This window comes from Noviluteimonas gilva (genome assembly GCF_009740395.1).
GTDB lineage: Bacteria > Pseudomonadota > Gammaproteobacteria > Xanthomonadales > Xanthomonadaceae > Noviluteimonas > Noviluteimonas gilva.
The window spans coordinates 911,075-934,532 of the sequence record NZ_WOXT01000001.1; the positions used below are offsets into that span (position 1 = coordinate 911,075).

At 66.1% G+C, this 23,458-nt stretch carries 19 protein-coding genes; 17 read left to right on the forward strand and 2 right to left on the reverse strand.

Annotated elements, in window-relative coordinates; all coding sequences use genetic code 11:
• Positions 1 to 67 precede the first annotated feature (67 nt).
• The 4 genes from GN331_RS04150 to GN331_RS04165 are packed head-to-tail and all read left to right on the forward strand — an operon-like array spanning position 68 to position 4,995.
• A complete protein-coding gene (locus GN331_RS04150) occupies positions 68 to 775 on the forward strand; it encodes a SapC family protein (RefSeq protein ID WP_156640560.1) in 708 nt (235 codons plus the stop codon).
• Positions 759 to 1,778: a cupin-like domain-containing protein gene (locus GN331_RS04155; protein ID WP_156640562.1), complete on the forward strand. Its 1,020-nt coding sequence runs from the start codon at positions 759 to 761 to the stop codon at positions 1,776 to 1,778. The genes GN331_RS04150 and GN331_RS04155 overlap by 17 nt, the downstream gene beginning before the upstream one ends.
• Positions 1,779 to 1,789: 11 nt before the next feature.
• Positions 1,790 to 3,319 (forward strand): tryptophan halogenase family protein, encoded by a 1,530-nt coding sequence (locus GN331_RS04160; protein WP_331713361.1) that lies wholly within the window; start codon positions 1,790 to 1,792, stop codon positions 3,317 to 3,319.
• Positions 3,319 to 4,995 carry a cellulase family glycosylhydrolase gene (locus GN331_RS04165; protein WP_156640563.1) on the forward strand — a complete coding sequence of 559 codons (1,677 nt, stop codon included), beginning with the start codon at positions 3,319 to 3,321 and terminating at the stop codon, positions 4,993 to 4,995. The genes GN331_RS04160 and GN331_RS04165 overlap by 1 nt, the downstream gene beginning before the upstream one ends.
• A gap of 4 nt (positions 4,996 to 4,999) precedes the next feature.
• Here the strand turns inward: GN331_RS04165 and GN331_RS04170 are convergent, their stop codons facing one another.
• Positions 5,000 to 5,647 (reverse strand): helix-turn-helix domain-containing protein, encoded by a 648-nt coding sequence (locus tag GN331_RS04170; protein ID WP_156640565.1) that lies wholly within the window; start codon positions 5,645 to 5,647, stop codon positions 5,000 to 5,002.
• A 187-nt stretch (positions 5,648 to 5,834) separates the two neighbouring features.
• On the opposite strand from GN331_RS04170, the gene GN331_RS04175 reads away from it, so the two are divergent.
• The 10 genes from GN331_RS04175 to GN331_RS04220 all read left to right on the forward strand — a co-directional run bounded on the left by GN331_RS04175 (position 5,835) and on the right by GN331_RS04220 (position 19,112).
• Complete coding sequence (locus GN331_RS04175) at positions 5,835 to 7,856, forward strand: serine hydrolase (RefSeq protein WP_156640566.1); 2,022 nt, start codon at positions 5,835 to 5,837, stop codon at positions 7,854 to 7,856.
• Between the two features lie 52 nt (positions 7,857 to 7,908).
• Positions 7,909 to 8,925: a dipeptide epimerase gene (locus GN331_RS04180; RefSeq protein WP_331713362.1), complete on the forward strand. Its 1,017-nt coding sequence runs from the start codon at positions 7,909 to 7,911 to the stop codon at positions 8,923 to 8,925.
• On the forward strand, positions 8,922 to 10,247 hold the full coding sequence (locus GN331_RS04185) for a peptide MFS transporter (RefSeq protein ID WP_331713363.1): 1,326 nt from the start codon (positions 8,922 to 8,924) through the stop codon (positions 10,245 to 10,247). The genes GN331_RS04180 and GN331_RS04185 overlap by 4 nt, the downstream gene beginning before the upstream one ends.
• A gap of 64 nt (positions 10,248 to 10,311) precedes the next feature.
• Positions 10,312 to 12,645, forward strand: coding sequence for a TonB-dependent receptor (locus tag GN331_RS04190; RefSeq protein WP_156640568.1), 2,334 nt, complete (start codon positions 10,312 to 10,314; stop codon positions 12,643 to 12,645).
• 38 nt (positions 12,646 to 12,683) lie between these two features.
• The gene (locus GN331_RS04195; protein WP_156640570.1) at positions 12,684 to 13,700 is read left to right on the forward strand and encodes an N-acetyltransferase DgcN family protein; all 1,017 of its coding nucleotides are present in this window, start codon (positions 12,684 to 12,686) and stop codon (positions 13,698 to 13,700) included.
• Complete coding sequence (locus tag GN331_RS04200) at positions 13,697 to 14,824, forward strand: YkvI family membrane protein (RefSeq protein ID WP_156640571.1); 1,128 nt, start codon at positions 13,697 to 13,699, stop codon at positions 14,822 to 14,824. Before GN331_RS04195 ends, GN331_RS04200 begins: the two co-directional genes overlap by 4 nt.
• A 32-nt stretch (positions 14,825 to 14,856) precedes the next feature.
• Positions 14,857 to 16,458 (forward strand): serine hydrolase, encoded by a 1,602-nt coding sequence (locus tag GN331_RS04205; protein ID WP_156640573.1) that lies wholly within the window; start codon positions 14,857 to 14,859, stop codon positions 16,456 to 16,458.
• Between the two features lie 51 nt (positions 16,459 to 16,509).
• Positions 16,510 to 16,917 (forward strand): hypothetical protein, encoded by a 408-nt coding sequence (locus tag GN331_RS04210; protein WP_156640575.1) that lies wholly within the window; start codon positions 16,510 to 16,512, stop codon positions 16,915 to 16,917.
• 43 nt (positions 16,918 to 16,960) lie between these two features.
• Positions 16,961 to 18,280: a metal-dependent hydrolase family protein gene (locus tag GN331_RS04215; RefSeq protein ID WP_156640577.1), complete on the forward strand. Its 1,320-nt coding sequence runs from the start codon at positions 16,961 to 16,963 to the stop codon at positions 18,278 to 18,280.
• A 7-nt stretch (positions 18,281 to 18,287) separates the two neighbouring features.
• Positions 18,288 to 19,112: a c-type cytochrome gene (locus tag GN331_RS04220; protein WP_156640579.1), complete on the forward strand. Its 825-nt coding sequence runs from the start codon at positions 18,288 to 18,290 to the stop codon at positions 19,110 to 19,112.
• Here the strand turns inward: GN331_RS04220 and GN331_RS04225 are convergent, their stop codons facing one another.
• Complete coding sequence (locus GN331_RS04225) at positions 19,113 to 20,774, reverse strand: TPR end-of-group domain-containing protein (RefSeq protein WP_156640581.1); 1,662 nt, start codon at positions 20,772 to 20,774, stop codon at positions 19,113 to 19,115. It abuts the gene before it with no gap.
• A gap of 154 nt (positions 20,775 to 20,928) precedes the next feature.
• Between GN331_RS04225 and GN331_RS04230 the strand changes: the two genes are divergently transcribed.
• From GN331_RS04230 to GN331_RS04240, 3 genes are read left to right on the forward strand one after another with little or no spacing between them, the layout of a single operon-like run.
• A complete protein-coding gene (locus GN331_RS04230; protein ID WP_156640583.1) occupies positions 20,929 to 21,609 on the forward strand; it encodes an alpha/beta hydrolase in 681 nt (226 codons plus the stop codon).
• 2 nt (positions 21,610 to 21,611) lie between these two features.
• Complete coding sequence (locus GN331_RS04235; protein ID WP_156640585.1) at positions 21,612 to 22,679, forward strand: sensor histidine kinase; 1,068 nt, start codon at positions 21,612 to 21,614, stop codon at positions 22,677 to 22,679.
• A 13-nt stretch (positions 22,680 to 22,692) separates the two neighbouring features.
• Positions 22,693 to 23,436, forward strand: a complete 744-nt coding sequence (locus GN331_RS04240) for a LytR/AlgR family response regulator transcription factor (RefSeq protein WP_331713364.1) — start codon at positions 22,693 to 22,695, stop codon at positions 23,434 to 23,436.
• The last annotated feature ends 22 nt before the right edge of the window (positions 23,437 to 23,458 follow it).

The window sequence follows — 23,458 nt, forward strand, 5'->3', positions numbered from 1 at the left end:
GGCATGTTCCCCGCGCACGCGAAACCCGCATAGGATGGGACCCAGCGCCGCATCGCACGACACGACCATGGCCAACCACGCACTGCTGAACAACATCGAGCATCGCCACCTGCGGATCGACAGCCGCCACGCGGCCGCGCTCGGCGACGACGTGATGTCGGCGCCCACGTTCCCCGCCGAATTCCGCAACGTGCAGGCGCACTACCCGATCGTCTTCCACAAGGCGGCCGATGGTGCGATGCAGCCGCTGGCGCTGTTCGGCTTCCAGCAGGGCGAGAATCTCTTTCTGGATGGCGAGCGTTGGGATGCGACGTACGTGCCGCTCGCGATCGAACGCCAGCCCTTCCTCATCGGCCGCGACGGCGATGCGCTGATGGTGCACGTGGATCTCGATCATCCACGCGTGCGCAACGGCGGCGACGAAGCGCTGTTCCGCGAACAAGGCGGCACCACCGAATACCTGGATCGCATCAGCTCGGTGCTGCGTGCGCTGCACGAAGGCCTGGAGACCGTGCCGGACTTCATGGCCGCGATGCTCGACAACGACCTGATCGAATCCTTCGCGCTCGATGTCGAACTTGACGACGGCACCGTCAATCGCCTCGTCGGCTTCTACATCGTCAACGAAGAACGCTTGCGCGCGCTGTCCGGCCCCGCGCTGGAAGCCTTGCATCGCGCGGGCCACCTTGAAGCGGCGTACATGGTGGTCGCCTCCGTCGCGCGGTTCCGCGACCTCATCGAGCGGATGAATCGCCGCCATGTGGCCCGACGCTAAGCCGATCCCCGAGCTTTCCAACGTCGATCCGCACGCCTTGCCGGATGCGACGTTGCACGGCGGCCAGCCGGTCGTGCTGCGTGGCGTGGTGTCGGACTGGCCGATCGTGCGCGCCGCGCGCACGTCCGCGAAGACGGCCGTCGACTATCTCAAGCAGTTCGATCGACGCGAGTCGCCGCCGGTCGTCGCGACGGTCGGCCCTCCGGAAATCGGCGGGCGCTTCTTCTACAACGACGATCTGAGCGGCTTCAATTTCCGGCAGGAGCAAGTGCCGCTCGGCGTCGCGCTGGACACATTGCTCAAGTACGAAAGCGATGCAGCGCCGCCGGCGATCTACGTCGCATCGACGACGATCGACACGTGGCTGCCGGGCTTTCGCAACGAAAACGATTTGGGCCTGCGCGATCGCGATCCGCTCGCGAGCATCTGGATCGGCAATCGCACGCGCATCGCCGCGCACCAGGATGTGCCGGACAATCTCGCGTGCGTCGTCGCGGGACGCCGCCGCGTCACCCTGTTTCCGCCCGACCAGTTGTCGAATCTCTACATCGGTCCGCTCGACTACACGCCGGCCGGCCAGGCGATCAGCCTCGTGGATTTCGCCGCACCCGACGAAGCGCGCTTCCCGCGTTTCGCCGAAGCACGCAGGCACGCGCTGACGGCCGAACTCGAACCCGGCGACGCGGTGCTGATCCCGAGCATGTGGTGGCATCACATGGAAGGCCTCGAGACCTTCAACGTGCTCGTGAACTATTGGTGGCGGCAGACACCGGCGTGGATGGACACGCCGATGAACGCGCTGATGCTCGCGATGATGACCGTGCGCGATTTGCCGGCGGACCAACGCGCGATCTGGGAAGACGTCTTCCGCCATTACGTGTTCCAACCCGGCGACGACACCGCCGGACACATCCCCGAACCGGCGCGCCGCGTACTGGCGCCGCTCGACGAAACACGCGCACGCAACCTGCGCGCCCGACTGCTGCAACGACTCAATCGCTGAGGTCAGATGCCGTGAACGACTCCGCCGCCGACATCCGCAACAAGCCCATTCGCCGCGTCGTGATCGCCGGTGGCGGCACCGCGGGGTGGATGGCGGCGGCCGCGTTATCGCGCACGCTGGGCAAGGTGCTCGACATCACGTTGGTCGAATCCGAAGAGATCGGCACCGTCGGCGTTGGTGAAGCGACGATCCCCACGCTGGTCACCTTCCATCGCCTGCTCGACATCAAGGAGCAGGAATACATGTCGGCGGTGAAGGGCACGATCAAGCTCGGCATCTCGTTCGAAAACTGGCTGCAGAAGGGGCATCGCTACATCCATTCCTTTGGCATGAGCGGCAAGGATCATTGGTCCGCGGGCTTCCAGCATTTCTGGCAGCGCGGACGCGAGCTCGGCATCGCAGGCGGATACGAGGATTACTGCTTCGAGCTCAAGGCCGCGTTGCAGGACAAGTTCGCGCATCTGCCGCGTGGCGGCATCAACTACGCGTACCACATGGATGCGAGTCTCTATGCCCGCTTCCTGCGGACGCTGAGCCAGAACGCCGGAGCCAAGCGCGTCGAAGGCAAGATCGTCGAGGTCGAGACCGACCTCGAATCGGGCTACATCACAGCGCTGAAACTGGCCGATGGCTCGCTGATCGAAGGCGACCTGTTCATCGATTGCACGGGCTTCCGTGCGTTGCTGATCGGCAAGACGCTCAACGTGGGTTTCGAAGATTGGTCGCACTGGCTGTTCAACGACAGCGCGCTGGCGACGCAAACCACCGCCGTGCGCGACGCCGTGCCGTACACGCGCGCGATCGCCGGCACCGCGGGTTGGCAATGGCGCATTCCGCTGCAGCATCGCGTCGGCAACGGCATCGTGTACTCGAGCCGCTACATCAGCGACGACGAAGCGCGGCAGGAATTCCTGTCGAGCCTCGAAGGCGAAATGATCAAGGAACCGTGGCCCGTGCGCTTCCGCCCCGGCCAGCGCCTGAAGTCCTGGTACAAGAACTGCGTCGCGCTCGGTCTGGCCGGCAGTTTCATCGAGCCGCTGGAATCGACCACAATTCACCTCATCCAGCGCGGCATTGTGCATCTGTTGCGCATGTTCCCGCAGGTGATCAGTGAGCCCGAAGTCGATCAGTACAACGCGCAGCTCGCTTCCGAGTTGGAGCACGTGCGCGATTTCGTCGTGCTGCATTACACCTTGACGGAGCGACGCGACACGCCGTACTGGCGCGCGATCGCGCAGATGGACATCCCGCCGTCGCTGCGCCATCGCATCGAGTTGTTCCGCGAAACCGGCAGCGTGTATCGCGTGCCCGACGAGTTGTTCGCCGAGAACTCCTGGATCCAGGTGATGATGGGCCAGGGCGTGATGCCCAAGCGCCACCATCCGACGGCCGACGTGATGAGTCGCGAGGATCTCGTGCGCTTCCTCGACGAGATCAAGCGCACCGTCGACTCGCAGGTCAACGGCTTGCCGTCGCACCAGGCCTACATCGACCAGTATTGCCCCGGCCCGCGCGAACCCGCGCCCGCGGGCGCTGCGTGATGCGCGCGAGGGCCGTGCGCGCGTTGGCCGCGTGCGTCCTCGTCGCGTGCGCGCCGTTGGCGCATGCGCAATCGCAGGGCTTCCTGCGCGCGAAAGACGGCCAGATCGTCGGCGAAACCGGGCAGCCGGTGTTGTTGCGCGGCGTTGGCCTCGGTGGCTGGATGCTGCAGGAAGGCTACATGCTCGAAGTGCCCGGCGAGGGCACCCAACACTCGATTGAAGCGCGCATCACCGATCTGATCGGCGACGAAAAGATGCGCGCGTTCCAGCAGGCCTGGCGCGACAACTACGTCACCAAGGCGGACATCGACGCGATGGCCGCGTGGGGTTTCAACTCCGTGCGCCTGCCGATGCATTACGCGTTGTTCACCGCGCCGATCGAAGGCGAACCGATCGCCGGGAAACAGACCTGGCGCGAAGAAGGCTTCCAACGCACCGATGCGCTGTTGTCGTGGGTGAAAGCCAACGGCATGTACCTCGTGCTCGACCTGCACGCCGCGCCCGGCGGACAAGGCAACGACAACAACATCGCCGATCGCGATCCGTCGAAGCCTTCGCTGTGGGACGCCCAGGCGAACCAGGACAAGATGGTCGCGCTCTGGCAGAAGCTTGCCGAGCGTTACAAGGACGAGCCGGCGATCGCGGCCTACGACATCATCAACGAGCCGAACTGGGGCTTTGCCGACCGCAACGACAAACATGGTTGCAACGAAACCGGCAACGCGCCGCTGCGGGCCTTGCTCGAACGCACGACGCGCGCGATCCGCGAAATCGACAAGCGCCACATGATCGTCATCGAAGGCAACTGCTGGGGCAACAATTATCGCGGCGTGCTCGATGCGGGCCTGTGGGACGACAACCTCGTCCTGAGCTTCCACAAATACTGGAACGGCACGACGCGCGAGACGATCGCCGATCAACTCGCCTTGCGTGCGAAATGGAAGCTCCCGTTGTGGCTCGGCGAGACGGGCGAGAACTCCAACGACTGGTTCGCACGCACGGTGCAGACGGTGGAGGCCGAAGGGATCGGTTGGGCGGCGTGGCCGTTGAAGAAGATCCGCTACAACAATCCGCTGCAAATCGTGCCGAATCCAGGGTATGCGCGCGTGCTGGCGTACTGGAAAGGCGAGGGCCCCAAGCCTTCCGCCGCGCAGGCCGAGGACGCGTTGATGCGCCTGGCCACGCACGACATTCGTTTCGAGAACAACGTCCAGCACCCCGACGTCGTCGATGCCTGGCTGCTTGCGCCCACGCGCGAATCCGGGATGCCGTTCAAACCGCATCGCGTCGCCTCCGCAGGCACGGACATCGACGCGCTCGATTTCGACATGGGCCGCAACGGCATCGCGTATTTCGATACCACCGCCGCGAACGAAAGCGGCAAGCCCAACACCGACTGGAATCCGTCGGCCGCGTATCGCAACGACGGGATGGAGCTGACCGGCGATGGCGTCGCGATGCAGGTGGGCGAATGGATCCAATACACCGTCGAAGTCGAGCGCGCGGGCCCTTATCGGCTGCAGATCGTCGGCGACGGGACATTCCGTGCCCGGGTGAATGGCGCCATCGTCCAAGCAGGCGATGTCGCGCTGTCCGAAGGACGCAACACGCTCCGGATCGAAGCGCTGGCAGTGGGCACCCTTCAGTCGCTGGCGGTCGACCCCGTGCGCGACTGACGCCTCACTTCACCGCGACGAGCTTCCCCGACATCTCGTCGTGCATGTGCATCATCGATTCCATCATCTGCTCGTCCGCGCTCGAACACACACCCAGCAGCAGCACTTCCTCGCAGCCTTCGGCGGCGATGTACGCGTGGCCCATGTTCGAATCGATGTACACCGATTCGCCCGCTTCGAGCACGATCGGGTCGTAGAACTCGGTGTGCACTTCGGCGCGGCCTTCGATGACGTGGATGTATTCCTCGCCGGGGTGGCGCACGAGTTCGCCGAACTCGGCGATGCTCTTCGCACGCACGCGCGTGAGCACCGGAATCATGCGTTTACGGCGCAATTCCGGGCACAAATAGAAATAGTCGTAGTTCGGCGTGGTGACGCGCACGGCGTCGTCGATGCGGCCGATGCTGCGGCGCGCGGTGATCGCCGGTTCCGGCGTCGCGTCTTCTTCGGCGAACAATTCCGACATGCGCAGGTTCAAGCGCTGGCTGATCTGCAGCAACTTGTCGTAAGTGAGACTGAGGCGGTCGTGTTCGACCTTCGACAGCGTGGAGAGCGGAATCCCGCAACGCTGGCTCATTTCCTTCAGGGTCCAGTCGTTGCGCGTGCGCAGTCCGCGAAGGAGGGCGCCGATCGTCGGGTGTTGCCTTGTCATGCCGGTTCCATGCCTCTTGGGCCTTGTGCCGCCCCACCCAGGGGCGCCCTGACTACGTTACTGGAGAGGATTCTAGGCCGGAATGACCAAAGTAGGTTGACAATTCTCCGATCAGGACGGTTATTCTCACCAGCGGCCAAAACGCGTGGGGCGCGGCGGCCTTCGAGATCACCCTGGGGAGAGGAAGATGCGATTGATCCAACGTCCGTTGTTCACCGCTTTGCTGGCGCTCGGCGTCGCGTTCACCGCGGCCGCACAGCAACCGCCGGTGACGGCGCCGCCCATCGAGCAAGCGCCCGCGACGTCCGCCGCGCCCCCGCCGTCCGATGCGATGCCGGGTCCGACCGACCGCATGACCGCCACCGATGTCGAAGCCTGGCTCGACGGCTTCATGCCGTATGCGCTCGAGCAGACCGACGTCGCCGGTTCGGTCGTGGTCGTGGTGAAGGACGGCAAGGTGTTGCTGAAGAAGGGCTACGGGTTCTCGGACCTGGCCAAGCGCACGCCGGTCGACCCGGACAAGACGCTGTTCCGCCCGGGTTCGATCTCCAAGCTGTTCACCTGGACGGCGGTGATGCAGCTGGTCGAGCAGGGCAAGCTGGACCTCGACGCCGACGTCAACCAGTACATCGACTTCAAGATTCCGCCGTACGAAGGCAAGCCGGTCACGTTGCGCAACATCATGACGCACACCACCGGCATGGAAGAGGTGATCCGCGGCCTGATCGCGAACAACGAGAGCGAGATCCTGCCGCTCGACGCGACGCTCAAGCATTGGATCCCCGAGCGCATCTACGCGCCGGGCACCACGCCGGCGTATTCCAACTACGCCACCGCGCTCGCCGGCTACATCGTGCAGCGCGTGTCGGGCCAGCCGTTCGACCAGTACATCGCGCAGCACATCTTCTCGCCGCTGGGCATGAAGCATTCCTCGTTCAGCCAGCCGGTCCAGAAGGACCTGCTCGCGATGACGTCGAAGGGCTACGAGTCCGCGTCCGACGGCAAGGAGAAGCCCTACGAGTACATCAACCTCGCACCGGCCGGCAGCCTGACGGCGAGCGGCGCGGACATGGGCAACTTCATGATCGCGCACCTGCAGAACGGCGCGTTCGACGGCCAGCGCATCCTGCGCGAAGAAACCGCGCACGAAATGCACGAGACCGGGCAGACCTCGGTCGGTCCGCTCAACAAGATGATGCTCGGCTTCTACGAAACCACCGCCAACGGCCATCGCGCGATCGCGCACGGCGGCGATACGCAGTGGTTCCATAGCGACCTGCAGCTGTTCCCGGACGACAACGTCGGCATCTACGTGTCGACCAATAGCTCGGGCAAGGAAGGCAGTGCGCGCCTGATCCGCGATGGCCTGGTCACCGCGTTCGTCAATCGCTACCTGCCGCCGAAGGCCCCGGCCGCCGAAGCCGCCGGTGTCGACGAAGCCACCGCGAAGCAGCACGCGCAGATGATCGCCGGCACGTACAACAGCAGCCGCCGCGCCGATTCGAACTTCATGAACCTGGTCTACGTGCTGGGCCAGACCAAGGTCATCGCCAACGAAGACGGCACCATCAGCGTGCCGATGCTCGCCGCCTACAGCGGCGCGCCGAAGAAGTGGCGCGAAGTCAGCCCGTTCGTGTGGAAGGACACCAACAGCGGCGACCGCCTCGCGGCCGACGTCGTCGACGGCAAGGTCACGCGCTTCAGCGCCGAACCGATCGCCTCGATCATGGTGTTCCAGCGCGCCGCGTTCTGGCAGACGCCGGCGGTCTTCCTGCCGATGTTGTTCGGCAGCCTGATCGTGCTCCTGCTGACCGTGCTCGCCTGGCCGGTGTCGGCGATGGTGCGCCGCCACTACGGCACGAAGTACGCGCTGGCGGGCCAGGATGCGCGCGCGCATCGCTGGATCCGCATCGCCTCGCTCGCCGTGCTCGTCGCCTTCGGCGGGATGCTGGCCTTCGTGGTGTCGATGTTGTCGAACTTCGACCTCATGACGCCCGCGCAGGACGGCATGATCATCGCGATTCGTTCGCTGGTCTCGATCCTGTTGCCGCTCGGCGCGATCGTCGCGGTGTGGAACGCCTGGAAAGTGCTGACCAGCAACCGCCGCAAGTGGGCGAAGGTGTGGGCGATCGTGATCGCCGCCGCTTTCCTCTCGCTGCTGTTCATCGGCTTCGCTACTCACGTCATCGGCTTCTCGGCCGACTATTGACGGACCCCCGCGCGGCGGCCAAAAGCCGCCGCGCCTTTTTTCGGGAATTCCTGTGATCCAGACCGACCGCGTCGAGCTCGTGCTGCGGAATGAACTGCTGCGCCTGTCCGAACCCTTCCGCATCTCCGGCCACGTGTTCGAAGCCTCGCCGGTGACCGTCGTCAACCTGCGCCAGGGCCAGATCATCGGCCGCGGCGAAGCCTCCGGCGTGTACTACCTGCGCGACGAACCGAGCGACATGCTGCGCACGCTCGATTCGATGCGCGACCGCATCCAGGCCGGCATCACACGCGACGAACTGCGCGACCTCCTGCCGCCCGGCGGCGCACGCAATGCACTGGACTGCGCGTTGTGGGAACTCGAAGCGCGCATCGCCGGCATCCCCGCGTGGCAACTCGCGGGCATGGAAAAGCCCAAGCCGCTGACGACGACGTTCACCGTCGGCGCCGACGATCCGGACGTGATGGCCGAGAAAGCCCTGGCCTACACGCACGCTCGCGCGATCAAGCTCAAGCTCACCGGCGACGTCGAACTCGACATCGCGCGATTGAACGCCGTGCGCGCCGTGCGTCCCGATGCGTGGATCGGCGTCGATGCGAACCAGGGCTACATCCCCGGCACGCTGCAGCGCCTGCTGCCCGCGCTCGTCGATGCGAAGGTCTCCCTGCTCGAACAGCCGTGCCGCCGCGGCCACGAACGCGAGCTCGATGGCGTCGACCGCACCGTGCCGATCGCAGCCGACGAAAGCATCCTGTCGCTGATCGAACTCGAAGAGCGCGCGCACTGGTTCGACGTCGTCAACATCAAGCTCGACAAGTGCGGCGGCCTCACCGAAGGCCTGTTGATGGCCACGCGCGCACGCGAGCTGGGCAAGAAGGTGATGGTCGGCAACATGGTCGGCACGAGCCTGGCGATGGCGCCGGCGTTCCTGCTCGGCCAGTTCTGCGACATCGTCGACCTCGACGGCCCGATCTTCCTCCAGCGCGATCGCACGCCGGGCGTGGTGTATTACGACGGGCTCGTCGATTGCCCCGCATCGGTGTGGGGTTCGCCGGACGCCGTGTTGTGAACGCAGTGACGCAGTCCATCGCCAAACCTGGCTGGCTGCGTCAGCCGCCGGGCCTGGCGATCCTGTTCTTCACCCAGATGTGGGAGATCTTCTCCTACTACGGAATGCGCACGCTGCTCGTCTACTACATGACGAAGCAGTTGCTGTTCTCGCAACAGCACGCGTCGATGGTGTACGGCGTTTACATCGCGACGTTCTACTTCACGCCGATCCTCGGCGGCATCGTGTCGGACCGTTGGCTCGGGCGGAAACGCTCGGTGATCATCGGCGCGGTCATCATGTCCTTCGGCCATTTCCTGATGGCGTCGGAGTCGATGCTGTACTTCGCGCTCGCGGCGATCGCGATCGGCAACGGCCTGTTCCTGCCGAGCCTGCCGAGCCAGATCGACGATCTGTACGCGAAGGACGATCCGCGCCGCGGCTCGGCTTACAACTTCTATTACGTCGGCATCAATGTCGGCGGATTGCTCGCACCGCTCGTGTGCGGCACGCTGGGCGAGTTGTACGGATGGCATTACGGCTTCGGCGCGGCGGGCGTCGGCATGTTGGCCGGCCTTGCGATCTACACGCTGGGCGGACGGTGGTTGCCGCCGGAACGACCCAAGGTCAAAGATCTCGCGCCCGCGCAACGCATGCCGTTCGCGGCGATGAAGCAACGCATCCTCACCCTGGCCGCCGTCGCCGTCTGCGTGATGGTGTTCCGCGGCGCTTACGAACAAACGGGCAACACGATCGCGTTGTGGGCGGATGTCGGGCTCGATCGCAACGCGGGCGACTTCGTCATTCCGATGACGTGGTTCCAGTCGCTCAATCCGTTCCTCGTGATCTTCATGACGCCGGTGCTCGTCGCGATGTGGACGAAGCAGGCCAGCCGCGGCCGCGAACCCGCACCGGCGAAAAAGATGGCGCTGGGTGCGTTCGGTGTGTCGCTCGCGTTCCTGCTGCTCGCGTTGGTCGATGCGAGCGCGCAAGGGCACGCGCATTGGGTGTGGCTCGCCGCGTTCTTCGTGCTGTTCACCGCGGGCGAGCTTTTCATTCTTCCGATCGGGTTGAGCCTGTTCGCGCGCCTCGCGCCGGCGGGTTACGCGGCGACGTCGATCGCGGCCTGGTACTTCGCCTCGTTCGGCGGAAATCTTCTGGCCGGCGCGCTCGGCACCTTGTGGAGCGCGATGGGGCACGCGGCGTTCTTCGCCGTGATGGCCGGCGTCGCGGCACTCGCGGGGACCTTGTTGCGACTGCTCGACCCGGCCGTTACGCGCGCAGAAACCATGAATGGGCAGGCCTCCGACGAGCGGTCCCGGATTCCGTCCTATACCGATTGACAGTTTTCCAATCAGGATGCTTACATCCTGATAAGGCCACAGCAAACCTTCTGGGGAGAAAGGCATGCAACAGAAACACCGCAACACGGCGATGCGCCGTCATTCGCTGACGTCGGCGATCACGATCACCCTCGCGCTCGGCCTCGCAGGCCCGGCCCTGGCGCAGCAGGCCGCGCCGGCGGACCCGCAGCAGGCAGCGACCGCGCAGGAACTCGACGTCGTCACCGTCACCGCGAACAAGCGCACGGAGAACATCCGCGAAGTCGCCACCGCGGTGACCAAGCTGAGCGCGGAGCAGCTGGAAAACATCAACGCCACGCAGATGTCCGACTACGCGAACTACGTGCCGGGCCTGCAGATCCAGGATTCGGGTTCGCCGGGCCAGACGCAGGTGTCGATGCGCGGCATCGCGGCGCTTTCGCCGGGATCGACCGTCGGCACGTATGTCGATGAAGCGCCGCTGGGTTCCAACAGCCTTTACCAGCAGGCCACGCTGTTCACGCTCGACCTGCTGCCCTACGACATCGACAGCATCGAAGTGCTGCGCGGCCCGCAGGGCACGCTGTACGGCGCCGGCGCGATGGGCGGCCTGATCAAGTACGTGATGAAGAAGCCCGACACCACGCAGAACGAATTCCGCGTCGGCATGGGCATCGCCGATACGCAGGGCGCCGGTGGCAACTCGTTCAACTACCGCGCCGGCGGCAACCTCGTGCTTGCGCAGGATGAAGTCGCGCTGCGCGCGAGCTTCGCGAGCAACGAGCCCAACGGCTACGTCGACAACCTCGTCAACGGCCGCGAAGACATCAACGATGCGTCGCAGTTCAGCGGCCGTGCGTCGATCCTGTTCAAGAACGACAAGGCGAGCGTGCAGTTCGCCCTGATGAAGCAGAAGATCGACAGCCCGAACAATTCGACGATCGCGCTCGACCCGACCACGCACGACGACATCTACGGCCTGGCCAACTTCGTCGTCGTCGACGAAGCGTTCAAGAAGGACATCGAGAACTACGCGCTCACCGTCGACTACGACCTGGGTTGGGCCAACCTGGTTTCGGCGACGAGCTACTCCGACGTCTTCACCTCGATCACGACCGACCAGACCTACACCTACGGCGACTACACCACGCTGTTCGGCCTGCCCGGCGGCAGCGCGTACCTCACCAACGACCTGCGCCTGAAGCAGTTCACGCAGGAAGTGCGCCTGAGCTCGAAGGCCGACGCGCCGTTCGAATGGCTGCTCGGCGCGTTCTACGACGACGAGCGCGGCGACAACCACCAGTTCGTGCCGCTCACGCAGTTCGACGGCAGCCCGCTGCCCGAACCGTTCAACTCGATCGTGGGTTCGCTGGGCGATCTGTACCTGCCGAGCACGTACGAAGAAACGGCGGTGTTCGGCAACGCGGCCTACAAGTTCAACGATTGGTTCAAGCTCGGCGCCGGCTTGCGCTGGGCGCAGAACAAGCAGGAGTTCACGCAGGATGTCGTCGCCGGCCTGCTCGCGCCGATCGGCACGGAGTTCAACACGTCCGAAGAAGACGTCGTGACGTGGAGCGTGACGCCGCAGTTCCAGGTGACCAAGGACGTGATGGTGTACGGCAAGGTGTCGACCGGCTACCAGCCCGGCGGCCCGAACATCGTCGCCGTCGGTCTTCCGCGCCAGGTCGATTCCTCCACGCTCACCAGCTACGAAATCGGCATGAAGTCCGCGTTCGCCGACAGCCGCGTGCTGCTCGACGTCGTCGGCTACCAGATCCATTGGGAAGACATCCAGGTCGCCTCGCTCGTCAACGGTGTCAGCGGCCTGGTCAATGGCGGCGAAGCCACGAGCCAGGGCCTCGAAATCGCGGCGAACTTCCGTCCGATCGACGGTTTGACGCTCGGCCTCAACGCGGCGTTCAACGATTCGAACATCGACGAAGACTTCCCGACGATCGTCGTGCCCGATGGCGCGGGTCCCGGCGCCGACGTGCTGATCAACACCGGCCTGAAGGGCGATCGCATGCCCTACGTGCCGGACCTGACGTGGTCGGCCACCGCCGATTACTACCTGCCGCTCACGGGCGATTGGGGCCTGAACGTCGGTGGCGGCTATCGCTTCGTCGACGACCGCATCACGGCGACGACGCAGCGCCAGGCCGTCGCGGTCGGCGGCACGGTGGTCTTCGAAGAGTTCACGCCCGGCCTGAACATCGACAGCTACCAGGCGCTCGACCTGTACCTGTCGGTCTCCAACGCGCACTGGTCGGTCCGCGGCTACATGAAGAACGCGTTCGACGAACGCGCCTATTCGACGATGTCCGACATCACCAACCAGGTCACCGGCGTGACGCACCACACCGCGGCGACGCCGATCATGCCGCGCACCTTCGGGCTCGAGGTCGACTACCGCTTCTGATCCATCCGACCTCGACGAACCTGGTGAATACCGCCGCGATGAACACCATTGCGTTGCCTCAGCCTTACTTGTTGTTCCTTGGCGATACCACCGAGCCGGGCTATGCGAAGACGGCGTTCGGGTTGCGCGATTGGGCGCCCGAACGCTGCATCGGCGAGTTCTCGGTGCCTGGCGCAACGGTCACGACGGGCCTGCCTTTCCTGACACCCGCGCAGGCCGCCAGCGCAGGCGCGAAAGCGATGGTGATCGGCGTTGCCAACGCAGGCGGATTCATTCCGCCTGCTTGGCTCGACGCACTCGTGGAAGCGATGGAAGCCGGGCTCGACCTGATCGGCGGCATGCATGCGCGCCTTCGTGATTTCCCGCGACTGCGCGAAACCGCCGAACGACTCGGTCGGCGGCTGATCGACATCCGCATTCCACCCGAGCGCATTCCGGTCGCGACGGGTAAAGCGCGCACTGGTCGTCGATTGCTCACCATCGGCACCGACTGCGCACTCGGCAAGAAATACACCGCGCTCTCGCTCGCGCGTGCGTTCCAGTCCCGGGGCGTCGATGCGACGTTCCGCGCGACGGGACAGACCGGCATATTGATTGCCGGCGGCGGGATCCCGATGGACGCAGTCGTGGCCGACTTCGCCGCCGGGGCCGCCGAGCTCCTCACGCCCGATGCGGCGCCGTCGCATTGGGACGTGATAGAAGGCCAGGGGTCGCTGCACCATCCGGCGTATGCGGGCGTGTCGCTCGCGTTGCTGCATGGCAGCCAGCCCGACGTGATCGTCGTGTGCCACGAACCCGGACGCGATCGCGTGCTCGGCCATCCGGATTATCCGGTGCCGGGGTTGCGCGAAACGATCGAACTCGCGTTGCGTCTTGGTGCGCGCACGTCGCCGCGCATTCGCTGCGCGGGCATCAGCCTCAACACCGGCAAGCTCGACGCCGACGAGGCCGCACGCGTGATCGCGGCGGAAAGCGAGCGCATCGGCTTGCCCGTCGCCGATCCGATCCGCGGCGGCGATGCGTTCGACCGCCTCGTGGCATCCTGCCTGGCATGAGCGCGCCCGCAAGCAGCAGCCGCTTCCAACGCTGGATCCTGCCGGGCCTGGCGTTCAAGGCCGCCGTCATCGGCGGCGGTTATGCGACGGGGCGCGAACTCGCGGAGTACTTCATCCCGAGCGGCCCGCAGGGCGGCGTGATGGCGATCCTCGTGGCGATGTTCGCGTGGAGCGCGTTGTGCGCGCTGACCTTCGCGCTCGCGCACGCCACGCGCAGTTACGACTATCGAAGCTTCTTCGCCAACTTGCTCGGTCCGTTCGCGATCGTGTTCGAGCTCGCGTACCTGGTGTTCATGGTCTTGATTCTCGCCGTGTTCGGCGCGGCCGCGGGTGCGATCGGGCAGGCGGTGTTCGGATGGCCGACGCTGGTCGGCACCTTGCTGCTGATGCTGGCGATCGGTGCGTTCACCGCGTTCGGCAATCATTCGGTCGAACGCTTGTTCAAGTACGTCTCGTTCCTGCTGTACGGCGTGTACGTGCTGCTGTTCGTGTTCGTGCTCACGCAATTCGGCAACCAGGCCATGCAGCAGTTCGCCACGCCCGTGCCGACCGATGGCTGGCTTTCGGGGGGGTTGACCTACGCCGGTTACAACATCGTCGGCGCGGTGATGGTGCTGCCGCTCGCGCGCCACTTCCTCACCAAGCGCGATGCCGTCGTCGCGGGCGTGATCGCAGGGCCGCTCGCGATGCTGCCGGGCCTGTTGTTCTTCGTGTGCATGATCGCGTGGTACCCGTCGATCGGCGCCGAAGCCTTGCCGTCCGATTTCATGCTGCGCCAATTGAACATGCCGGTCTTCCACGTGCTGTTCCAGGCGATGATCTTCAGCGCGCTGCTCGAAAGCGGCGCGGCCTGCGTGCATGCGGCGAACGAGCGCATCGCGGCGACGTGGCGCACGCAGCGCGGCGTCGAGTTGTCGAACGTCGCGCGTTTCTCCATCGCCACCGTGCTGCTCGTCGGCTCGATCTTCATCGCGGCGCGCTTCGGCCTGGTCGAGTTGATCGCAAGCGGTTATCGCGGCCTGGCGTGGCTGTTCCTCGTCGTCTACGTGCTTCCTCTCTTGACCGTCGGCGTTTGGCGCCTGCGGAATCGCGCGCCGCGACCCATCGCCGCGCCGCAATCCTGAATTTCCAACCTTTCGTGAAAGGAAACCGATCGATGGCTCGATCTCTCGTTCGTTCCGCGCTCGCCATGGCGACGCTGCTGGTCATCGCCGACACCGCCTTCGCCGCAGTGCCCACCGATCTCGACGCGCGCGTGGAAGCCGCGATGCGCGAAAACGGCGTGCCCGGCATGGCGATCGCGATCGTCGAAGACGGCAAGCCGGTGCTCGCGAAGGGCTACGGCGTGCGCAAGCTCGGTGCGCCCGAGCGCGTGGATGCCGACACGATCTTCCCGACCGGTTCGACCGGCAAGGCGATCACCACCGCGGCGCTCGCGGTGCTCGTCGACGACGGCAAGCTGAAGTGGGACGACAAGATCATCGACCACATGCCGTGGTTCCGCATGTACGACCCGTGGGTCACGAACGAGATGACGGTGCGCGACCTGCTCACGCACCGCAGCGGCCTGGGCCTGGGCGCGGGCGACCTGATGTTCGTTCCGAGTTCCTCGCGCAGCCGCGCCGACACGGTGCGCGCGCTGCGTTACATCAAGCCCGCGACGAGTTTCCGCAGCGGCTATGCGTACGACAATCTGTTGTACGCCGTCGCCGGCCAGTTGATCGAAGAGATCAGCGGGCAAACGTGGGAAGTGTTCGTGCGCGAGCGCGTGCTGAAGCCCGCGGGCATGACGAGCTCGGTGACCGAGCAGTCCGCGCGCTTCGCCAATCCGAATCGCGCGTGGCCGCATGCGCGCCTCGGCGGACGCGTGCGTGGCCTGGGCGAACAGGGCGTGCTCGACGAACGCAAGACGCTCGGCGACAACGCCGCGCCGGCGGGTGGTCTGTCGTCGAGCGCGAACGACATGGCGCACTGGATGCAGGTGCAGCTCGGCCACGGCACGTGGAAGAACGCCGACGGCAAGCAGGTCAAGGTCTTCAGCGAAGAACAGTCGAAGCAGATGTGGACGCCCGCGATCCTCACGCCCACCGCGAAGTACCCGGGCAAGCTGGCGCCGTTCTCGCCGAACTTCTCCGCCTACGCGCTCGGCTGGAGCGTGCGCGACTATCGCGGCGTGAAGGTGATCGACCACGGCGGCGCGGTCTTCGGCGTGCAGACCTACGTCGCGCTCGTGCCGGAAAAGAACATCGGCATCGCGGTGCAGATCAATTCGGAAGACTTCCAGGCGATGCGTGGCGTCGCGATGGAGTTGCTCGACCATTACCTCGGCGCGCCGGACACCGATTGGCTGGCCGCGTTCGATGAGTTCGCCGACAACCGCATCGCGGGCGGCGTCGCTGCGCTCGATGAAGCGGCGAAGGCGCGCGGCCCGTCGCCGGGCAAGGCCTCGCTCGCGACAGCCGACTACGCGGGCCGTTACAACGACCCGTGGTACGGCCCGATCGAGATCAAGAACGAAAAGGGCGGGCTGCGCATCGACTTCACGCGCACGCCCGGCATGGTCGGCCGCCTGGAACACGCGCACCACGACACCTTCCGCGCCGTGTGGGACGACCCGAACATCGAACCGGCCTACGTGACCTACGCCCTCGACGCGGAAGGCAAGATCGACCACGTGACGATGAAGGCCGTCTCGCCGATCGCCGACTTCAGCTTCGACTACCAGGACCTGATGTTCACCCCGGTCAAGAAGCAGTAACGCCGCCGCGAAGTGGGGCTATGATCGGCCCCACGACGGGGAGGGGCATCGATGCGTGCGAGCCGATGGTGGTTGTCCGGTCTGATCGTTGTCGCCGGCCCTGCGTTCGCGGGGGATCCGCCGCCGCCCATGAGCCCGCAGCAGTTGGAAGCGGAGTTGTGCGGCAATCCGCAGCGCCCCTGCCAACGCGATGTGCACATCGTGCTGAAGCAGGCCGATGGCACGACGTTCGACCGGACCTACCCGGTCTTCCAGCCGATCCTGCACGACACGTTCTTTACCGTCGTGCCCGGGCAGACGGTCTACATCGAAGCCGAGCTCGTCGACGGAAAGGTGCGCGCGACGTCCAGTTGCCCGATGACGGGTGGCAGTTACGAGCTGTGGAGCGAAGCGCTTTTCCAGGTCTTGATCGGCAGCGGCCGCGTAGTTGAAGGGGACGACGCGACCGTGTGTTCCTGAGCCGCCGCGCCAGCGGCATCGCAACAACACGAGGAGAGCGCGGATGCGCCGGATCGTCGGAATCGCTTGCCTGACCGCAATCGCGGGATTCGCTGCATTCGCCGGCAACGCGCAGACGCCTGCGCCGGACGCCAAACCCATCGTGCTGCAAGCCGCGCACCTGTTCGACGGCGCCAGCGGGAAGCTCGTCTCGCCCGGCCGCATCCTCGTGCGCGGCAAGACCATCGAAGCGATCGGCGATGCCCCCGCGCCCGCCGGCGCGCAGGTCATCGATCTCGGTGATGCGACGCTGGTACCCGGCTACATCGACGCGCACACGCACATGACCAGCGACTACGACGAATCGTGGACGCGCGGTTTCTACAACTCGATGATGCGATTGCCCGTCGAGCAGGCCTACCACGCCGAGCGCAACGCACACATCACGCTGCAGGCGGGCGTCACGACGATCCGTGAAGTCGGCGCCGGCGATTACATCGACGTCGCGCTGCGCAACGCGATCGAACAAGGCCTCGCCGAAGGCCCGCGCATGCTGGTGTCGGTGCATGCGATCGGCTCGACCGGCGGGCATTGCGACGCGCCCAACTTCCCGGTGGGCCTGGTGCGCGAGTTCGGCGAGAAGGACGGCGTGTGCAACGGCGCCGATTCCTGCCGCCGCGCGGTGCGCGAGCAACTCAAGTACGGCGCCGACAACATCAAGATCTGTGCGTCGGGTGGCGTGTTGTCGGAAACCGATCCGGTCGACGTGCCGCAGCTCACGCCCGAGGAATTGAACGCCATCGTCGACGAAGCGCATGCGTGGCGGCGCAAGGTCGCGGCGCACGCGCACGGAGACCGCGCGGCGCGCATGGCCGTCGACGCGGGCGTGGATTCGATCGAGCACGGCAGCTTCCTGACGCCCGAAACGCTGCAGCGCATGAAGGAGAAGGGCGTCTACCTCGTGCCCACGCGCATGACGGTGAAGTTCGTGGAGAAGCAGGCGAACACCTATCCGCCGCAGGTCGCGAAGAAGGCGCGCGAAGCGGCGGCCTCGCACGGCGGCATGATGAAGAACGCGCTGCGCATCGGCGTGCCGATCGCGTACGGTACCGATGCGGTGGTCTATCCGCATGGCATCAACGCGCAGGAGTTCGGCGATTACGTGGAACTCGGAATGGCGCCTGCGCAGGCGCTGATGACGAGCAGCCTGGGTTCCGCGCGCCTGCTCGGCATCGACAAGGAGACGGGCACGCTGGAGGCGGGAAAATTCGCCGACATCGTCGCCGTGCCGGGTGATGTGTTGCAGGACATTCGCGCGACAGAGCGCCCGGTGTTCGTCATGAAGCAAGGGACAGTCGTTCGCAACGACCGCGCGGGGAACTGACGTGCGCGTGTTGCGGCTCTTGGGTCGGACGCTGATCGGGCTTGCGGCGCTTGTCGCGATCACGTTGACGGGCATCTACATCGAGACCGCCAGGCGGCTCGACGTGGCACCTTGGACGCCGACCGCGCCGCTGCAACAAGGCGACGTCGCGGAAGGCGCGCGCCTGGCCAAGGTGATGGGGTGCCGCGGTTGCCACACCGACACCTTGCGCGGCGAGGACTTCGTCGAAGAGCCGCACGTGTTCAAGCTCGTCGCGCCGAACCTCACGCAGGCGCGCGCCAAGTACGACGATGCGGCGTGGCAGCGCTTGTTCCGCACGGGCGCGAAGGCGAACGGCGCGCTCGCCGTTGGCATGCCGGTGAAGGCGTTCCAGCGTTTGACCGATCGCGAAGTCGCCGACCTCGTCGCCTACGTGCGCAGCGTGCCTGAAGTCGACCATCCGGGCCTCGGGAGCACGACGCTGTATCCGCTCGCGCGTATCGGCCTGCTCACGGGCAAGTTCAAACTCGAAGACATCGCGGGCGATCCACCGGAGAGCGCGACGATCCTCGCGCAACGCGCGACGCCCGTGCGCGGCGAACACATCGCGCGTACAGCGTGCGGCGAATGCCACGGGATGAACTTCGAAGGCGGCGATCGACCGGCCGCACCGCCGTTGATCGTCGCGAAGGGCTACGACGCAGAAAAGTTCACGCGCCTGATGCGCACCGGCATCACCGCGGCGGGCACCGAGAGCGCATCAGGTTTGATGACGGAAGTCGCACGCGGCCGCTTCGTCGCGCTGACCGATGCGGAAATCAGCGAACTCCACGCCTATCTGCATTCGCGCTGATCAAACGATCCGCGACAGCAACGCCTGGAACCGCGGATTGCCGTGCAGCGGATCCAGGTCGCTGTCGTGTTCCATCCACGCGCGATCGCCCCAGCCAAGACTGACCGCGCGCTCCAACAGATCGATCGCGCGCTCGTTGTCTTCCTGCTCGACGTAGAAGCACGCCAGGTTGTACAGCACGACCGGTTCGTCCTGCGCCTGTTTCAAGGCCTGCTCGGCCATCGCGATCGCGCGGTCCTTCTCGCCGACGCGATACAGGTCCTGGGCGGCGAAATACAACGCGCGCGTGTCGTGCGGGTTGAGTTTGATGTGGCGCTCCAGCGTGCTGAGCGCGCCGAGGCGGACGCGCATTTCGTCCTGCTTGCGGCCCAGCGAGGCGAAGGTCTGCGCGAGGAACATCGGGACCTGGAAGTCGGCGGGATTCACTTCGGAGGCGCGCTGGTATTTCTGGGCCGCGTTTTCGTAGTCGCCGCGCGAGGAACACGCCAGGCCGTAGTAATACCAGGCGTCGAACAGGTTCGGGTTCTTCGCGACCGCGGTTTCGAACTCCTGCTCGGCGGCGTCGTATTTCTCTCCGATCAGCAGCGCCAGGCCGCGCGAGGCGTGCGCTTCGGCCGATTCGGGATCCAGCACGACCGCCTGCTCGCTCGCGCGATTGGCGCGCGTGGCGTTCTCCGTCGTGGCTTCCGCATAGCGATACAGGTGCGAGTACGCATCGGCCATGCCTGCGTAGGCGAGTGCGTATTTCGAGTCCACCGCGATGGCCTGCTCGAACATGCGGATCGCGTGTTCGTAATCGCGGCGCGCCATCGAATACATGTAGCTGCGGCCGCGAAGATAGTAGTCGTAGGCTTCCGGATCGGACGTCGCCACCGACACCAGCGCGCGGCGTTCCTGCGGCGTCAGCGTCACCTGCAGCGCCTTGACGATGCTGTGCGCGATGTCGTCCTGGATGGTGAACACGTCCTTCATTTCGCGGTCGTAGGTTTCCGACCACAGGTGCGAGTCGCTGCCGGTGTCGATCAACTGCGCGGTGATGCGCACGCGTTCGCCGGCCTTGCGCACGCTGCCTTCGAGCAAGGTGCTGACGCCGAGTTCGCGCGCGACGTCGGGGATCGTGAAGTCCTTGCCCTTGTAGGCGAACGCGGACGTGCGCGAGGCCACTTTCAACTGCGGCAGTTGCGTGAGCAGGTTGAGGATTTCCTCGGCGATGCCGTCGCTGAAGTATTCGTTCTCCGCATCGCCGCTCATGTTCACGAAGGGCAGCACGGCGATCGTGCGGCGGCCATCGGCGCTCGGCGTGGCGCGTGGCGCAGGCGCGGACGGCGGTTCGTCGGTCGGCGGCGATGTCGGTGAAAGCGTCGGCGCGGGCGTCGGCGGCAGCGGTGCAACGACGGGCGCGGGATCGGCCGACATCGGCGGCGTGCGTTCCAGCCCGCGCGGGCCGGCATCGAACATCCACGCCATTGCGAGTGCGATCGGCAACCCCAGCACGACCAGCGCGACGACCAGGGTGACCGCCCACTCGGGCAGGTGCAGGCTCGGCAGCACGGTGGCGGCGACCTGGATCACCAACCAGCCCGCGATGCCGTAGACGATCAGCACGCGCCAGACGCGCCGCCGGCGCAGTTCCGCGAAAAGCCGCCCCAGCGAACCCGCCATGCGTCCTCCCTCAGGGAACGCGGGATACGCGCCCCCATCGTCAAGCCAACGGGGCACGCGGCCCGCGTCGGACAGCCGTTTGCGCCGCTTGCTGCCCCGTGCTTGCACTAGACTGCGGCCGAGAGGAAGGCTGAGTACAGCCGCGGGAGGCTTCATGGACGCCATCGATCTGCTCGAGACCATCGAGGAAGAGACCGGACCCGATCCGCGCTGGGCCGTGCTCTGGCTGCATGGCCTCGGCGCCGACGGGCACGACTTCGTCCCGCTGGTACCCGAGCTCGCGCGCCCCGAATGGCCCGCGGTGCGCTTCGTCTTCCCGCATGCGCCCGTGCGTGCGGTGACGATCAACGCCGGCATGCGCATGCGCGCGTGGTACGACATCCGCGACTTCGACCTGGCCAATCGCGCCGATGCCGAAGGCGTCGCGGTGTCGACGGCGCAGGTCGGTGCGCTGCTCGACCGCGAACAGGCCCGCGGCATCCCGCCCGAACGCACCTTCCTGGCCGGCTTCTCGCAGGGCGGCGCGATCGCGCTCGCCGCGATGCTCACGCGCAAGACGCCGTTGGCCGGCGTGGTCGCGCTGTCGACCTACCTGCCGATGTCGCACGACCTCGCGGGCGAAAAGGCGACGGCCGAAGCCCGGCAGCAACCCATCTTCCTCGCGCATGGCGAGGCCGATCCGGTGATTCCGATCCAGGCCGGCGTTGCGACCAGCAAGATGCTGGGCGATCTCGGGTTCGACGTGACCTGGCGTTCCTATGCCATGCCGCACGCCGTGTGCCCGGAGGAAGTGCGCGACCTGCGCGATTGGTTCGACCGCAGGTTCGCCGGCTGACCATGGAGTCAACGCCCGGCGAGCCTTGGTTGCCGGACCTGTGCCGCCTCGGGCGGCTGGCGATCATGCTCGGCGTGGCCGAACTGGTCGTGTGCATCATCGCGCTCGCGCCGGCCTCGGAAGCCGAATGGACCGCGGCGCGCTTCGCTTCGGCCAGTGCGTTCGCCCTGTGGTTGTCGCTCACCGTCTCGGTGGTGTTGTGCGTCTCGCGCCGGTCGTTTTCGCGGATGAAGCCCGGGCTCGGCGGGACCGTCGCGGTGCTCGTCGCCGCGTTGATCGCCGCGACCGGCGCGGCGCTCGTGCATGCGGTCGATCGTGGCCTGGCGCTCGGGCTGGTGCCCGAAACGGTGCGCATCCATCGCTTCATCGGCGGCAGCGCGGCGATCGCGACGCTGATCGTCAGCGTGGTGCTGCGTTACCTCTACGCCGTCGATGGCTGGCAGAAGCAGGTGCGCGCGAGCGCGCGCGCCGAAGCCGATGCGCTGCAGGCACGCATCAAGCCCCATTTCCTCTTCAACAGCATGAACACCATCGCCGGCCTCGTCCGCCGCGACCCCGACGTGGCCGAGCGCGCGGTGCTGGACCTGTCCGACCTGTTCCGCGCGGCGCTGGGCGCCGGCGAGGGCGATTCGAGCCTGGCCGAGGAAGTCGAACTGGCCGAGCGCTATCTGTCGATCGAGCAGCTCCGCCTCGGCGAGCGCCTGCAGGTGCGCTGGCGCGGGCGGCATGAGACGCTGCCCTGGCAGCTCCGGCTCCCGCGCCTGGTGCTGCAGCCCCTGGTCGAAAACGCCGTCCTGCATGGCATTTCGCGGCTTCCGGCGGGCGGCACGATCGACATCGAACTCGCCCTGCGGCCGGATGGGCTGCATATCAGCGTTCATAACCCCGCACCCCCGCCGAGGGAACGGGACGCGAGCGCTGACGACGGACCCACCCCGGGGCGGGGTGGGAGTGGCCATGCGCAACGTTCCATCGCCCATCGGCTGGCTTATGCGTTCGGCCCGAAGGCCCGCGTGACCGGACACTGGCACGAGGGCTACTATCTGGCTGAGCTTCGGGTCCCGCTCTAGCAGGAGATCGCTCGTGAGAGTGTTGATCGCCGACGACGAACCCCTTGCGCGCGAACGCCTGCGCGACTTGCTTGCGGAACAGCCCGGGATCGAGCTGGTCGCGGAAGCAGGCGATGGGCGCGAGGCGCTGCATGCGTGCGCCACGCACCACCCCGACCTCGTGCTGCTCGACATCGCGATGCCGGGCATCGATGGCCTGGAAACCGCGCGCCACCTCGCCGCATTCGAACCACGCCCCGCCGTGGTGTTCTGCACCGCGTACGACGCGCATGCGCTGTCGGCCTTCGAAGCCGCGGCGATCGACTACCTCGTCAAACCCGTGCGACCCGAGCGCCTGGCCGCCGCGCTGGAACGCGCGCGCACCTTCGCCGCGGGCCGCAACGGCAACGGCGCCGCCACCGATGGCGAGATCCGGCACGAACAACACCGCACGCACCTGTGCGCGCGTTTGCGCGGCAGCCTGCGCCTGATTCCCATCGAAGACGTGCATTACCTCCAGGCGGAGGAGAAGTACGTCGTCGTGCACCACGCGCGCGGCGAAGACCTGATCGAGGAATCGCTGAAGTCGCTGGAAGAGGAATTCGGCGACCGCTTCGTGCGCATCCACCGCAATTGCCTGGTGGCGCGCCACGAGATCGTCGAACTCAAGCGCGCCCCCGACGGCCACGTGCAGGCCGTGCTGCGGCATGGCGAGCATCCGCTGGAAGTGAGCCGGCGCTGCGTGGCGCACCTGCGCGAGACGGTGAAGCACCTCTGAGCGGGGAATAGGGAATGGGGAA

Bases quoted from the DNA above. Each gene is read 5' to 3' on its own strand.
- GN331_RS04150 (WP_156640560.1), top strand. From the start codon at position 68: ATGGCCAACCACGCACTGCTGAACAACATCGAGCATCGCCACCTGCGG.
- GN331_RS04155 (WP_156640562.1), top strand. From the start codon at position 759: ATGTGGCCCGACGCTAAGCCGATCCCCGAGCTTTCCAACGTCGATCCG.
- GN331_RS04165 (WP_156640563.1), top strand. From the start codon at position 3,319: ATGCGCGCGAGGGCCGTGCGCGCGTTGGCCGCGTGCGTCCTCGTCGCG.
- GN331_RS04170 (WP_156640565.1), bottom strand. From the start codon at position 5,647: ATGACAAGGCAACACCCGACGATCGGCGCCCTCCTTCGCGGACTGCGC.
- GN331_RS04175 (WP_156640566.1), top strand. From the start codon at position 5,835: ATGCGATTGATCCAACGTCCGTTGTTCACCGCTTTGCTGGCGCTCGGC.
- GN331_RS04190 (WP_156640568.1), top strand. From the start codon at position 10,312: ATGCAACAGAAACACCGCAACACGGCGATGCGCCGTCATTCGCTGACG.
- GN331_RS04195 (WP_156640570.1), top strand. From the start codon at position 12,684: ATGAACACCATTGCGTTGCCTCAGCCTTACTTGTTGTTCCTTGGCGAT.
- GN331_RS04200 (WP_156640571.1), top strand. From the start codon at position 13,697: ATGAGCGCGCCCGCAAGCAGCAGCCGCTTCCAACGCTGGATCCTGCCG.
- GN331_RS04205 (WP_156640573.1), top strand. From the start codon at position 14,857: ATGGCTCGATCTCTCGTTCGTTCCGCGCTCGCCATGGCGACGCTGCTG.
- GN331_RS04210 (WP_156640575.1), top strand. From the start codon at position 16,510: ATGCGTGCGAGCCGATGGTGGTTGTCCGGTCTGATCGTTGTCGCCGGC.
- GN331_RS04215 (WP_156640577.1), top strand. From the start codon at position 16,961: ATGCGCCGGATCGTCGGAATCGCTTGCCTGACCGCAATCGCGGGATTC.
- GN331_RS04225 (WP_156640581.1), bottom strand. From the start codon at position 20,774: ATGGCGGGTTCGCTGGGGCGGCTTTTCGCGGAACTGCGCCGGCGGCGC.
- GN331_RS04230 (WP_156640583.1), top strand. From the start codon at position 20,929: ATGGACGCCATCGATCTGCTCGAGACCATCGAGGAAGAGACCGGACCC.
- GN331_RS04235 (WP_156640585.1), top strand. From the start codon at position 21,612: ATGGAGTCAACGCCCGGCGAGCCTTGGTTGCCGGACCTGTGCCGCCTC.